Here is a 13344-nt window from a genome sequence, read left to right as displayed (position 1 = left end):
GGACCGGCCTACGCCGCCGTGCCCGGGCGGACTCCGACACCCGTCAGGTACGCCGACACCACCACATTCGCCGTGTACTGCTTGGCCGCCTTGTCGTACGTGCCGCCGCAGGTCACCAACCTCAGCTCGGCCCGGCCCCGGACCCTGGGGCCGTACGCCTTCGCCGGGTCGAAGCCCGCGCGCTCATGGACCCGTACGTCCTCGACCGTGAACTCGGCGACCGAGCCGTCCGCCCGCACCACGCGCACCTTGTCGCCCGGCTTCGCCGAGCTCAGGCCGTAGAACACCGCCGGCTTCGACTGCGTGTCCACGTGTCCGACCAGCAGCGCGGTCCCGGCCGTGCCCGGCTGGGCGCCGCCGCGCCACCAGCCGACGGTGCCGGGGTTGCCGTACGGAGGCGGCTCGATCGCCCCCCGCGCGTCCAGGTCCCGGGTGATCACCGGGGCCTGGACGCCCATGGACGGTACGTCGACCCGCGCGGGCGCGGCCGGCTCCATCGGGGTGTGCGCCGCGGGCAGGCCGGGGGCGGCCTGTCCGCCGGCCTGGCCGGGGACGGGTATCGACACCCCGGTGATCTCGCGGCCCCACAGCCACAGGCCGAGCACCAGCACCGACCAAGCGGCGAAGGTCAGCAGCCGGGAGCCGCCGGAGCCCTTCGGCTCCCCGCTCACCCGCTCACCGGCTCACTCGCCACTGCGGCGGCGGCGCAGGCTCAGCGCCCGGCCGGCGACCGCGAGGGTGGCCACGGCGGCGAGCACGGCGCCGATCACCGTGTGCGGAAGGCCGGGGCCGTCGCCGTCGCGGCTCTTCTTCGCCGCGGCGGCCGACTGCGCGGAGCCGGCGGCCTTCGCCTGGGCGGCGGCCCTGGCCTGGTCCGCCGCCTTCGCCAGGTCCGCCGTCTTCGACTTCGCCGCGAGCTCCTCGGACATGCCCCCGCCGCCCGCGTGGACCGGCCAGATCGGCGTGTGGTGCGGATTGGGGTGGTGCTCGCGGCGGCGCTCGACCACGATCGAGCCCCACTCGCGGTCGCCGCGACCGCCGCACTTGACCCGGATGTCGTGGCGGCCGGGCTCGGCCCACGAGCGGATCATCGCGTCGCCCCACAGGGTGCGCCGGTCGTCGCGGCCGGTGGACAGCCGGACTTCGGAGACGAAGACGGAGGACTCGGCGATGGCCCAGTCGTCGTCACAGCCGCGGACGCGCAGTTTGACCTGCGCCCCCGGCTCGGCCGGATTGGGGTCGGCGGAGACGCTGCCGCGGTTCGGCTCCTCCGCGAAGGCGATGGGTGCGGTCACGGCGGACAGGGCCGTCAGGGCGACGGCCACCCCGGCGGCACGGAGAGCGATCAGATCACTGCGCATGGTGAACCTCCTCAACAAGGAGATTCACGCGCGGCGCGCCGCTCCGCATCCGGAGCGGCGCCCTCTTGGCCCGTACGTGTCAGCCGTACGACCTAAACCAGATCGACCAGGTCGGCGATCGAGTCGACCGTCTTGGTCGGCCGGTACGGGAACTTCTCGGTGTCCTCGACGGAGGTCAGACCGGTCAGCACGAGGAAGGTCTGCATGCCCGCCTCGAGCCCGGCCAGGATGTCGGTGTCCATCCGGTCGCCGATCATCGCGCTGCTGTGGGAGTGCGCGCCGATGGCGTTCAGCCCGGTCCGCATCATCAGCGGGTTGGGCTTGCCGGCGAAGTACGGCTGCTTGCCGGTCGCCTTGGTGATCAGCGCGGCGACCGCGCCCGTGGCGGGCAGCGGGCCCTCGGCGGAGGGACCGGTCTCGTCCGGGTTGGTGCAGATGAAGCGGGCGCCCGCGTTGATCAGGCGGACCGCCTTGGTCATGGCCTCGAAGCTGTAGGTGCGGGTCTCGCCCAGGACCACGTAGTCCGGCTCGTGGTCGGTCAGGATGTAGCCGATGTCGTGCAGGGCGGTGGTCAGGCCGGCCTCGCCGATGACGTAGGCGGTGCCGCCCGGGCGCTGGTCGTCGAGGAACTTCGCGGTGGCGAGCGCCGAGGTCCAGATGTTCTCGACGGGGACTTCCAGGCCCATCCTGCTGAGCCGGGCCTGAAGGTCGCGCGGCGTGTAGATGGAGTTGTTGGTCAGGACCAGGAAGGGCTTGCCGGACTCGCGCAGCCGGTTGATGAAGGCGTCGGCACCGGGGATCGGGATGCCCTCGTGGATGAGGACCCCGTCCATGTCGGTGAGCCAGGATTCGATCGGCTTGCGCTCTGCCACGGGACTGTTCTCCGCTCTGCGGGGCCTCTGACCTCTGGGGCCTCTGGTCTGTACCACCCTATCCGGGTCGGGCCGTGGACGCGGTGGGCGTCCACGGCCCGGACAGAGGGCCTTGCGGCAGGTCAGCCGAGCTTGACGTTGTCGACGGTCCAGTACCAGTTGTTGCTGCCGCTGTAGCGGAAGCGGACCTGGACGTCGGTGGCTCCGGCCGGGACCTGGAGCGCGATCGACTCGGACCGGGCGACCGCGTCGGCGGTGTAGTTCTTGACGACCGCCGGCGTACCGCCGTTGTAGGAGACCAGGACCTGGGCGCTCTGGCCGGCCTCGTGGCGGTAGTGGGTCTGGAAGGTCAGGTTCCGCGTCGATCCGCCGGTGACCGCCCACTTGGGGGTGATGAGGGTGGAGTCGTAGGAGCCCGTGTGGCTCTTGTCGTCCCACTCGTCGGAGTCGGCGACGGCGAAGACGTCACGGGAGCGGACGTTCAGCTCGCGCCACTGGTCGCGCTGCGCCTGGCTCCAGAACTCGTCGGTGGCGAAGGCCCAGCCGGCCCACTCGGTGACACCGCCCGTGCCCATCTTGGAGTTGTCGATCGACCAGCCGGCCGGCGGGGTGTGCGTGAAGCCCTTGGTGGCGGCCGGGATGCCCGTCTCGTCCACGCACGCTTGGAGGTTGGGGCGCAGGGTGTCGAAGGGGTCGTCGTCCGGGGCGTCGAGCGGCACCCCGTCGATGGCCGGGCCGGCGACCCCGACGTGGGCGAGCGCGGTCGCAGCGACGTCGACGAGCTTCACGTCGCCGCGCACCGATCCGGCGGGGATGCCCGCGCCCTTGGCGATGACGAAGGTGCCGCGCTCCTGGATGGTGGAGCCGCCGTGGCCACCGGCGTTGGTGTGGCCGTGGTCGGTGGTGACCAGGATCTTCCAGCTCTCCTGGCCGTACGTGGGACGCGCCTGGACGGCGGTGAGGAGCTGCCCGATCAGCTTGTCGACGCGGGCGATGGTGTTCAGGTACTCCTGGCTCGCGGCGCCGGAGGAGTGGCCCGCGTGGTCGATCTCGCCGAGGTAGACGAAGGCGGCGTCGGGGTTCTGGTCGCGCAGTTCGGCGGCGGCCGCGGCGGCGATCTTGGGGTCCTCGCTGCCGTAGCCGTCGCGGTCGCCCTTGAGGCTCAGGCGCTTGTCGACCTTGGCGGAGAAGATCGGGCCGTTCTGGTCGGTGGAGGTGATGGGCTCCCAGTCGGCGGCCGCGTACGTGTTGAGCGCCGGCTTGGCGTTCTCGACGCGGGTCAGGAAGTCCGGGTAGGCCGTGTAGTTCTTGCCGGTGAAGGAGTTGTCCTTCACTCCGTGCTTGTCGGGCCACACGCCGGTGGCGATGGTGGACCAGCCCGGGCCCGAGGAGGTGGCGGCCATCGGGTTCGCGTACAGGGTGCTGCGGGCGGTCAGGCCCTGGGCCATCAGGCCGTTGAGGTTCGGGGCGTCGGCGACCTTGACGCGGTCCAGGACCGTGCCGTCGATGCCGATGACCAGGACCTTGTTGACGGGGGCGGCGGCCTCGTCGGCGGTGGCGGCGTGAGTGCCGAGTGCGGTGGCGAGCAGGGCCGTGGCGGTGGCGGCCACAGCGAGGGCGCGTCCGGACAGGACAGTGGGCACGAACTCCTCCGGGAGTGATCGTGGTGAATGCGCGAGTGGTCGTACGTCGTTACACGTCTCGGGTCCGGACCGAAGGTGCGGTCTTCGGTCCAGACCCGTTATCCACGCGTCACTGTCCCGGTCGTGGGTGACCGGGAGGCAACGAGTCAGCTTCCGGTTGCAGACTTCCACGAGTCGACGTAGCCGGTGAGGTTCTTGTCGATGTCGGTCCAGTCCGGCTCGAAGATCTCGACGCCCGTCATGAGCTTGGTGAGTTCGACGGCGTTGGCGTCGGTGGGCTTGACGTCGGTGCGCGCCGGGAAGCCGCCGCCGACCCCGCTGACCAGCTTCTGGGCGTCCTCGCTGAGCAGGTGGTCGAGGAGCTTCCTGCCGTTCTCGGTGTGCGGGGCCTTGTCGACCAGGCCTGCCGCGTACGGGAGGGAGAAGGTGGTGGGCTTGCCGCCGTCCTTGGCGGGGAACCAGATGCCCAGGTTCGGCATGGACTTGGACTGCGCGAAGTTCATCTGGACGTCGCCGTTGGCGACGAGCAGCTCGCCCTTGTCGGTCTTGGGCGCGAGCTTGCTGGTGGAGGAGGACGGGCCGACGTTGTTGGCGTGGAGCTTCTTCAGGTACTCCATCGCCGGCTCCTTGCCGCCGAAGTCGTGCATCGACTTGATGAGCACGGCCGTGCCGTCGCCCGCGACGCCCGGGGTGGAGTACTGGAGCTTGCCCTTGTACTTGGCGTCCAGCAGCTCTTCCCACGTCCTGGGGGCCTGGGCGAGCTCCTTCTTGTTGTAGACGAAGCCGAAGTAGTTGTTGACGACCGAGGTCCACTTGCCGTCGGTGGCCTTGTTCGCGCCGCTGACCTTGTCGGAGCCCTGCGGCTTGTACGTCTGGAGCAGGCCCTTGCCGTCGGCCTGCTGGATGAAGGGGGGCAGGGTGATCAGCACGTCGGCCTGCGTGTTGGTCTTCTCGCGGACGGCGCGCTGCACCATCTCGCCGGAGCCGCCCTCGACGTACTTGACCTCGATGCCGGTCTTCTTCGTGAAGTCGGCGAAGACCTTGTCGTACCAGCCGTCGCCCTTGTCGCTCTTGAGGCCGTCGGCGCTGTAGACGGTGACGACCTTCTCGCCGCCGCCCTCGGACTCCTCCGCGGAGGAGGATCCGCCGCAGGCGGTGAGCCCGGCGGCGAGCGCGAGGCTGCAGACGACGGCAGCGGTGACACGCGGGTACTTGTTGCTGGGCATGGAACTTCCTCACGGGGAAAGGGAGTCGGCAGGGGAATCAGCAGGGCTCAGCAGGGATTCAGCTGGGTTGAGCTGGGTTGAGCTGGGGTTCAGCGGTACGCGGCCTTGGTGCGGACGCGCGAGACGGCCAGCAGGACCAGCAGGGTGGCGGCCATCAGGACCACGGCGACGGCGGATCCGCCGAAGAGCGAACCGCGGTCGGTGGCGGTGAAGATCCGGACCGGCAGGGGCATCCAGTCCGGCGGGTAGAGCATCATCGTGGCGCTCAGCTCGCCCATGGACAGGGCGAAGCAGAGGCCGGCGGCCGCCGTGAGCGACGGCAGCAGGAGGGGCAGCTTGACCCTCCACAGCACGTAGACGGGGTGGGCGCCCAGGGAGGCCGCCGCCTGCTCGTAGGCGGGATCGAGGCGCACGATGGCAGCCGAGACCGACTGGTAGGCGAACGCCGTGACGAGGATCGTGTGCGCCAGGATCACGATCGAGCCGGTGCCGTTGAGCAGCAGCGGCGGCTTGCTGAAGGCGACGAGCACGGCGAGGCCGACGACCACGGACGGTACGGCGACCGGGAGCATGAACAGCGCGTCCAGGGACCGCTTGGCGCGCTTCTTCAGCCCGGCGGCGGCGAGCGCCGCCCAGGTGCCGACGGTGAGCGCGAGCAGGCTCGCGGCCAGCGCCGTGAGCAGCGAGGTGGTCAGTGCCCGGAGGGATTCCCCCTGTACGGCGGAGGCGTAGTTCCCGGTGGTCGGGCCCGAGGGGAAGGCGCCGGACCAGTGGGTGGCGAAGGAGGCGGCCACCACCACGAGGAGCGGCAGGGCGAAGAGGGGCAGGAAGAGGAGGCCGAAGAGGCTCCAGGCGGCCCAGCGGCCGCCCTTGCTATGCACCAGCACGCTTGCTCACCACCCGGTAGAGGCCGAACAGGCCGACGGAGATCGCGATGTTGACGACGGCGACCACGCAGGCGGCCGAGTAGTCGGATTCGAGGATCGCCTTGCCGTAGATGAGCATCGGGAGCGTGGTGACGCCCTTGGCTCCGGTGAACAGGACGATCCCGAACTCGTTGAGGCACATGACGAGGACGAGGCTGCCGCCGGCGGCGAGGGCCGGGAGCGCCTCGGGCAGGATCACCCGCCGGACGATGCGGCCGGGCTTCGCGCCGAGCGAGGAAGCCGCCTCCAGCTGGGCCGCCTCCAGCTGGGCGGTGTCCAGCTGGGAGAAGGCGGCGAGCAGCGGGCGCATCACGAACGGCGTGAAGTAGGTGATCTCGGCGAGGAGGACGCCCCACGGGGTGGCGAGGAAGTGGAAGGGCCCGTCGGCGACGCCGAAGACGTCGGTCCACAGTCCGTTGGCCATGCCGACCGTCCCGTAGACGAAGAGGAGGGCGAGGGTGATGAGGAAGGAGGGGAAGGAGAGGAAGACGTCGATGAACTTGGCGACGGCGCGCGCCCCGGGGAAGGGGACGAAGGCGATGACCAGCGCGAGCGCGAACCCGAGGACCAGGCAGCCGGCGGTGGCGCCGACGGCCAGCCACACCGTGGTGCCGAGGGCCTCGCGGAAGGAGTGCGAGGCGAAGACGGAGGCGTAGGCGTCGAAGGCGCCGCCGCCTTTCTCGGGGGTGAGGGACTGCTGGACGACCAGCGCGAGGGGGTAGAGGAAGACCGCCGCGAGCACGGCCACGGGAGGAACCGTCCACAGCAGGCCGGGCACGCTACGGGGCGCCCGTGCGGCCTGGGCCGCGAAGCCGCCTGGGGCTCCGGCCGGGGGGTGGGGCTCGCCCGGGGCAAGGCTTCGTACCGGCTGGTGGGGAACGGCCGGAGTCCCGGCCTCGGCCGGCGGCGCCGCCCCGCGCCGGTCCGTGGCCTCAGCCATCGGACACCCCCGCGGACAGCAGGACCGCGTCCCGCGGCTCGAAGTGCAGGGTGACGCGGTCGCCCAGCGCCGGGGTCTCGCGCAGTTCGGGCAGGTCCGCCTTGACGCGGTGGCCCTCGACGTCGACGTAGAGCCGGTGGGTCGAACCGCGCCACTGCACCTCGGTGATCGTCCCGCTCAGCGCGTTGGGGCCGGCGCCGAGCCCGAACAGGTGCGGCCGTACGCACAAGGTCGCGCTCGCGCCGACGGCCGCGCGGCCCCGGTCCAGGGCGATCGGTTGCCCGGCGAACAGCGCGCCTTCGGAGGCCACGGTGACCGGCAGCAGGTTGGCGTTGCCGACGAAGGAGGCGGTGAACTCGGTGCGCGGGGCCCGGTACAGCTCCTGCGGGGTGCCGCAGTCCTGCAGCCGGGACTGGTCCATGACGGCGATCCGGTCGGCGAGGGTCAGCGCCTCGACCTGGTCGTGGGTGACGTAGAGGATGGATACGTCGGGCAGTTCGCGGTGCAGGCGGGCCAGTTCGGCGAGCATCCCGGAGCGCAGCTGCGCGTCCAGCGCGGACAGCGGCTCGTCCAGCACCAGCACGCCGGGGCGGATGGCGAGCGCGCGGGCGATGGCCACGCGCTGCTGCTGGCCGCCGGAGAGCTCGCGCGGGTAGCGCTTGGCGTAGGCGGCCATCCCGGTCATGCCGAGGGCCTCGGCGACGCGGCCGCGGATCTCGGCCTTGGGGGTCTTCTGCGCCCGGAGGCCGAAGGCGACGTTGTCCTCGACGCGCATGTGCGGGAAGAGCGCGTACTGCTGGACGACCATGCCGATGCCGCGCTTGTGGGGCGGGAGCGCGGTGACGTCCCGGCCGCCGATCAGCACCCGGCCCGAGAGCGGCCGGACGAAACCGGCGACCGCGCGCAGCGCCGTGGTCTTGCCGGAGCCGGAGGGCCCGAGCAGCGCCATGACCTCGCCGGGCTCGACGCTCAGGTCGAGCCGGTCCAGGACGGTGTTGCCGCCGTAGGCGACCGAGACCGAGTCGAAGCGGACGCCGCTCACGCGCCGGACTCCTCGGCCGGGGCGCGCTCCAGAACCGCGGGGAGATCGGCGATGGAGGCCAGGACGTGGGTCGCGCCGTGCTCGCGCAAGGCCTCGCGGTCGTGCGCGCCGGTGAGGACGCCGGCCACGAGGCCGGCGCCGGAGCGGACACCGGCGAGCATGTCGTAGGCCGTGTCGCCGGCGACCACGGTGTGGCGTACGTCGGCCACGGCGCCGGTGCGCAGGAAGGCGGCCAGCACCATGTCCGGGTAGGGCCGGCCGCGGCCGCCCGCGTCGGCGGGGCACAGGGTGAGGTCGGCCAGGCTCTGCCAGCCGAGGGCGTCGAGGATGGCGTCCTGGGTGACGCGGGCGAACCCGGTGGTCAGGACGACGGTGCGGCCGTCGCCGCGGAGCTTCTCGATGGCGGCGCGGGCACCGGGGACCGGCGCGATGAGGCCGCCGTCCACGAGCTCCCCGTAGGCCTCCTCGAAGGCGGAGTTGGCGCGCTGGGCGAGGTCCTCGGCGCCGAAGAGGTGGCGGAAGACGGAGATCTTCGACTCGCCCATGGTGTCGCGGACGTACTGGAGCTTGGCGGCGTGGTCGGCGCTGCCCGGCTCGACGCCGAGGCGCTCGGCGGCGCGCTCGAAGGCGCGCTCGACGAGGCCGCCGTCGGCGACGGTGGTGCCGGCCATGTCGAGGACGATCAGCTTGCGGTCGCGGTGGCGGGTGTCGCCGGGCCCGCGGTCGTCGCTGTGGTCGCTGCTGTGGTCGCTGCTGTGGGGGGTGTTGTCGGTCATCGTGCTTACCAGCCCAGTTCGTTCGCGGTGGTCTCGGCTATGGCGGGCGAGCAGGTCATGCCCCTGCCGCCGGGTCCGGTCACCAGCCAGACGCCGTCGCCCACCTGCTGGCGGTGGACGACGCGGGTGGTGTCGGTGCACTGCGCGTACACGCCCGCCCAGCGATGCCGGACCTTCGGCAGCGGGCGGCCCAGGAGGGACTCGACGACCTCGGTGAGGTGCTCGTAGGGGTCTTCGAGGGTGTCGAACGCGAAGGGGTGCTCGTACTCGTGGGTGTCGCCGATGGTCAGTCCGCCGTCCCGCCGCTGGACCATCAGGAGCTGCATCTTGTGCGCGGCGGCGATCGGCGTCTGGGCCTGCCCGGCGTTCAGCTCGTCGAGCGCGGCGGACTTGTAGGCGGGGTAGTAGCGGAAGCTGTCGGCGTCGGCGACCGAGGTCGTCAGGGGTTCGCCGAGCGGGACGGTCTGCATCATCTGGAGCCGTACGCGGCGCACGGGCAGATCGGGGACCAGCTCACGGACCAGGCCGGACAGCCAGGCGCCGGTGGCCAGGACGACGGCGTCGCCCCGGTGGACGTCGCCGTGGTCGTCGCGGACGGCGCCTTCGCCGACGACCTCGCGGACCTCGCGGCCGGGGAGGAAGGTGTAGCGGCCGCTCGCCCGGAGGGCCTCGCGCAAGTGGAGCTGGGCGGTGCGCGGTTCGACCGCCGCGTCCCGCTCGCACCACAGGGCGGCCTCGAAGGCGCCGCGCAGGGCGGGGTTGATCTCCCGGGCCTCGGCCGCGGTGACCAGTGCGTAGCCGCGGGCGGCGGCGTCGGGGCGGGCGACGGCCGCCTCGGCGACGGCGTACTCGCGGGCGCCCCGGACCGGGGTGAGGGAGCCGATGGCACGGAAGCCCAGGCCGGGCACGCGCTCGCCGATCCCCTCCCAGAGCTCGCGGGCCCGCAGGGCGGTGTCGAGTTCCTCGCCCCCGGCCCGTCCACTGACCCAGATCTGGCCGAAATTGCGCAGTGACGCGCCCCGGGCCTCCGCTTCCCGCTCGATCTGGACGACCTCGTGGCCGCGTTCGACTGCTTGCCAGGCGTGCATGGTGCCGACCACGCCGCCTCCGACGACTATGACTCTCACGTCGTCCACGGTGGCGGCGGCCCGTGACCCGCGAGGATCGCGTGGGCGACGCCCCGGTGAACGACTCCCGACACTTGGACTAGACCCGTTATCGTTCCGTGATAGTAATGCGTCCTCTTTGGGGCCTTTCCGGCCCTTTGGGTGGTGAAGGCAGCGGCTATTCGGGTCGCAGGTGGGTCGTGAAGCTGAACCGGTCGCCACGATAGAGCGAACGCACCCGCTCCAGCGGCCGGCCGTCCCGGTCCCGCGAGAAGCGGTGGATGAGCAGCATCGGGAGCGCCGGCGGGGTACCGATCAGCAGGGCCTCGCGGGGCGTGGCGAGGACCGTCTCCAGCTTCTCGTCGGCGTCGCCGAAGGAGATGCCGAGGCTGTCGTGGAGGTACCCGTAGAAGGAGGAGTCCGGCTGGAAATCGACGTCGAGGCGGGGCGCGCGGGCGACCCGGATGTACGTGCTCTCCAGCCCGACGCGCTCGTCGTCGGCGAGCAGCACCCGCTCCAGGTGCCAGACCGGTTCACCGGCCTCGGCGCCGATGCCCGCGGTCACGTCGGCCGGGCAGGGGAACCGCTCCAGGCCGATCAGACTGCGCCCGGGGGTGCGTCCCTGACGACGTACGCCCTCGGTGTAACTCGCCAGCGACAAGGGCTGTTCGAGCTTCGGCCCGGCGACGACGGTACCGCGGCCCGAGCGGCGCAGCCGGCCCTCGAGCAGCAGCTCGCGCAGGGCCTGGCGGACGGTCTCGCGGGAGACCTCGTACTGCTCGGCGAGGTCGCGCTCGGTGGGCAGCGGCCCGCCCTCGCCGAGCTCGCCGAGCAGCCCGGCGATGCGGGCCTTGACGGCGTAGTACTTGGGGATGCGGCCGTGCTCCGGGATGCCGGAGCGGACGGGCAGGCCGGGCTGGTGGTGGTACGGGGCATGCGGGTACGGGGTCGGTTCTTCCACGCTCGGATGCTACGTGGGCGAGGTGGACGGGGCGGTGGGGCCGCGGGCCGCGGGGGGCGGGCTGCGGGCCAGGGTGGACGGGCAAAGAGCCAGGGCGGACGGTCTACGAGCCCTGAGTGCTCTTGGCCGTGCGCGCGGTGCCCGTGGTGCGGGCCGGGCGGGCCGGGTTGCGCAGCCGGCGGGCTCCGAGCAGGAGGCCGCCGCCACCGGCCAGGGCGGCCGCGGCGTAGGCCCCGTACACCCAGGCGGGCCGGCCGGGGCCGCCGGTACCGGCCAGGGCCCTCGCTTCGCCGCTCTCGCCGCCGCCGGGTCCCTCGATGTCGAAGCGGTAGCCGCCGGCCTCGCCGACCCAGTCGCCGTCGTCGCCCTTGCGCTGGACGAGGGCGGCGTCGGCCAGGGCTTCGCCGTGCGGGGTGCCGGGGGCGAAGGCGAGCCGGACGGTGACGGTCACGGAACCACCGGCGCCGACGGTGAAGCCGGAAAAGGCGTCGCCGCCGTCGAAGACGGCGATGATCTCGTCCCGGTCGGTGTGCTCCAGGCTGACGGGGAAGGCACCGCCCGGTGCGCCCGGGGCAGCGAACTCCATCCGGAAATGGGCTGGTCGCAGGGCGCGGGCCTTGTCGGTGAAGACGACGACGGGGTGGACGGCCGTGCACTCGCCGGCGGTGGTGTTGGTGAGGTCGAGGTACCAGGTCTGCGGCTCGCCGCCGGTCCGGTAGACGGCCGGGCCGCCGCGGATCCGCGCGCCGATGGGGAACTGCGTGCTCTTCGCGTCGCCGCAGGTGGCCTCCACCCGGGAGGGAAGCGCGGGGGCGGGGTGGGCCCCGCCGCCGGTGCCGATGTCCGCGACCGCGGTGGGGGCGGCGGCGATGCCGGCGACGAGAACGGCGGAGAGGGCAAGGGCTTCGCGCAGTCGCATGGCAGACCTTCGCTACTCGCCGACGGACAGGAAGATAGTCGGACGAGGCGACAATCACCCCGGCCCTGCCCGCACCCTCCCACGCGCCCGCGACCCCCTGTCCAGCGCCGCGCCCGGTCCCTCCCCGTTTCCCCCCGTATGGCCGACTCGCTGCCCCCAGCGAAGCCGGCCCGACGCCAAACCCAGCCCTGCGGCGCTTGAGGCGCGGGGCGCGGGGCCGCGGGGCCACGGATCAAACGGTCGGGGAAGCCACCGACCGGCGGCGCGGAGCCACGGACCAGCCGGTCGGGGAAGCCACCGACCGGCGGCGCGGAGCCACGGACCAGCCGGTCGGGGACGGCGCCGGCCGGCGGGGCGCGCAGCCACGGGCCTGGCGCCGCCCCACCGCGCAGCACCGCGCAGCACCGCGCAGCGTTCAGCGGCCGAACACCGACCCGAGCACCAACTCCGCCGCCCCCTCCGCCACACCCGCCCCCGCGAGGCCGACCCGGACGGCCTCACCCCCGCCCAGGGATCTCGCGGCCACCACCCCCCGCACCCCGTCCACGAACACGTCCGGCGCAGCCGCCACCACGCGCCCCCCGAGCAGCACCCGGTCCACGTCCAGCAGCGCGACCAGGTTCGCCGCCGCCTCCCCCACGATCCGTGCCGCCTCCTCGAGCCGGCCCCCCGCCACCGCGTCCAGGCACAGCACCTCCGCGCACCCGCGCCCCCCGCAGCGGCAGGGCGGCCCGTCGAGCCGCAGCACCTGGTGCCCGAACTCCCCCGCCGCCGAGCGGCGCCCCCGGTAGACGCCGCCATCGCCGCCCAGCCGGAGCCCCGCTCCCAGTCCGGTGCCGACGTGGACGTACGCCACGGCCTCGTCCGCAGCGGCTCCGTCGAACCCGGCTGCCGCCACCCCCGCGTTGGTGTCCTTGTCCACCCGCACCGGGAGCCCGAGCCGACTCCGCAGCACCTCCCCCAACGGGAACCCCGCCCATTGCGGGTACCCCGTCACCCGTCCCAGCACCCCGGTCCGCCAGTCCAGCGGTCCCGGCGCGGCCACGCCGACGCCGAGGACCGGCCCGCCCGACCCACCGGCACCAGAACCGGCACCGCCACCCGCATCACCGCAAACCCGCGCGACCGCCCGTACGACGTCCTCGACCACGACGTCCGGACCGGCCCCGAAGTCCAGCGGGCCCCGCCAGTCGGTGACGACGCGACCGGCCAGGTCCACCCGTACCGCCGTGAGCTCGTCGCGATCCAGATGCACCCCGACCGCGTACCGCGCCTCCCGCACCAGCTTCAGCAGCGTGCGCGGCTTGCCTCCCGTGGACGCCTCGCGCCCCGCGTCGGCCACCAGCCCCTCGTCCCGGAGCCGTGCCGTGATCTTGCTGACGGCCTGCGGGGTGAGCCCCGTACGGTCCGCGAGGTCCGCACGGCCGAGGCCGCACGGGCCGGCGGCGCGCAGCAGGTCCAGTACCAGCGCGTCGTTGTGCCCGCGCAGCAACGGCAGGTTCACGCCGTTGCCCTTGCCCCCGCTACCCCTGTCCACCTGGCCATTGTCCACCCTCCTTGCACTTAGGCAAC

At 72.8% G+C, this 13344-nt stretch carries 13 protein-coding genes; all 13 read right to left on the bottom strand.

The window, feature by feature from the left end:
- Positions 1–8: 8 nt before the first annotated feature.
- The 13 genes from J7F03_RS20290 to J7F03_RS20230 all read right to left on the bottom strand — a co-directional run bounded on the left by J7F03_RS20290 (position 9) and on the right by J7F03_RS20230 (position 13309).
- On the bottom strand, positions 9–671 hold the full coding sequence (locus J7F03_RS20290) for a class F sortase (RefSeq protein WP_214951377.1): 663 nt from the start codon (positions 669–671) through the stop codon (positions 9–11).
- 12 nt (positions 672–683) lie between these two features.
- Positions 684–1361, bottom strand: coding sequence for a hypothetical protein (locus tag J7F03_RS20285; protein ID WP_214951375.1), 678 nt, complete (start codon positions 1359–1361; stop codon positions 684–686).
- A gap of 92 nt (positions 1362–1453) precedes the next feature.
- Positions 1454–2233 carry an HAD-IIA family hydrolase gene (locus J7F03_RS20280; protein ID WP_214951373.1) on the bottom strand — a complete coding sequence of 260 codons (780 nt, stop codon included), beginning with the start codon at positions 2231–2233 and terminating at the stop codon, positions 1454–1456.
- Positions 2234–2355: 122 nt separating this feature from the next.
- Complete coding sequence (locus J7F03_RS20275) at positions 2356–3876, bottom strand: alkaline phosphatase family protein (protein ID WP_214951371.1); 1521 nt, start codon at positions 3874–3876, stop codon at positions 2356–2358.
- Between the two features lie 146 nt (positions 3877–4022).
- On the bottom strand, positions 4023–5102 hold the full coding sequence (locus J7F03_RS20270; protein ID WP_214951369.1) for a 2-aminoethylphosphonate ABC transporter substrate-binding protein: 1080 nt from the start codon (positions 5100–5102) through the stop codon (positions 4023–4025).
- An 89-nt stretch (positions 5103–5191) separates the two neighbouring features.
- Entirely contained in the window at positions 5192–5989 is a 798-nt protein-coding gene (locus J7F03_RS20265; RefSeq protein ID WP_214951367.1) for an ABC transporter permease, read from the bottom strand.
- Positions 5976–6968, bottom strand: a complete 993-nt coding sequence (locus J7F03_RS20260; RefSeq protein ID WP_214951365.1) for a 2-aminoethylphosphonate ABC transporter permease subunit — start codon at positions 6966–6968, stop codon at positions 5976–5978. Before J7F03_RS20260 ends, J7F03_RS20265 begins: the two co-directional genes overlap by 14 nt.
- Entirely contained in the window at positions 6961–8010 is a 1050-nt protein-coding gene (locus J7F03_RS20255) for an ABC transporter ATP-binding protein (RefSeq protein ID WP_214951363.1), read from the bottom strand. The genes J7F03_RS20260 and J7F03_RS20255 overlap by 8 nt, the downstream gene beginning before the upstream one ends.
- A complete protein-coding gene (locus J7F03_RS20250) occupies positions 8007–8786 on the bottom strand; it encodes a phosphonatase-like hydrolase (RefSeq protein ID WP_214951361.1) in 780 nt (259 codons plus the stop codon). The genes J7F03_RS20255 and J7F03_RS20250 overlap by 4 nt, the downstream gene beginning before the upstream one ends.
- 5 nt (positions 8787–8791) lie before the next feature.
- Positions 8792–9913, bottom strand: coding sequence for a TIGR03364 family FAD-dependent oxidoreductase (locus J7F03_RS20245; protein WP_214951360.1), 1122 nt, complete (start codon positions 9911–9913; stop codon positions 8792–8794).
- Positions 9914–10070: 157 nt separating this feature from the next.
- Positions 10071–10853, bottom strand: coding sequence for a GntR family transcriptional regulator (locus J7F03_RS20240; RefSeq protein ID WP_214951358.1), 783 nt, complete (start codon positions 10851–10853; stop codon positions 10071–10073).
- 103 nt (positions 10854–10956) lie between these two features.
- Positions 10957–11772 carry a hypothetical protein gene (locus tag J7F03_RS20235; protein WP_214951356.1) on the bottom strand — a complete coding sequence of 272 codons (816 nt, stop codon included), beginning with the start codon at positions 11770–11772 and terminating at the stop codon, positions 10957–10959.
- Positions 11773–12187: 415 nt separating this feature from the next.
- Entirely contained in the window at positions 12188–13309 is a 1122-nt protein-coding gene (locus J7F03_RS20230) for an ROK family transcriptional regulator (RefSeq protein WP_308379795.1), read from the bottom strand.
- Positions 13310–13344: the final 35 nt, after the last annotated feature.

It is taken from the genome of Streptomyces sp. ISL-43 (genome assembly GCF_018614195.1).
Lineage (GTDB): Bacteria > Actinomycetota > Actinomycetes > Streptomycetales > Streptomycetaceae > Streptomyces.
The sequence above is the reverse complement of the archived record's forward strand: the minus strand, read 5'-3'. Positions and strand labels throughout refer to the sequence as shown.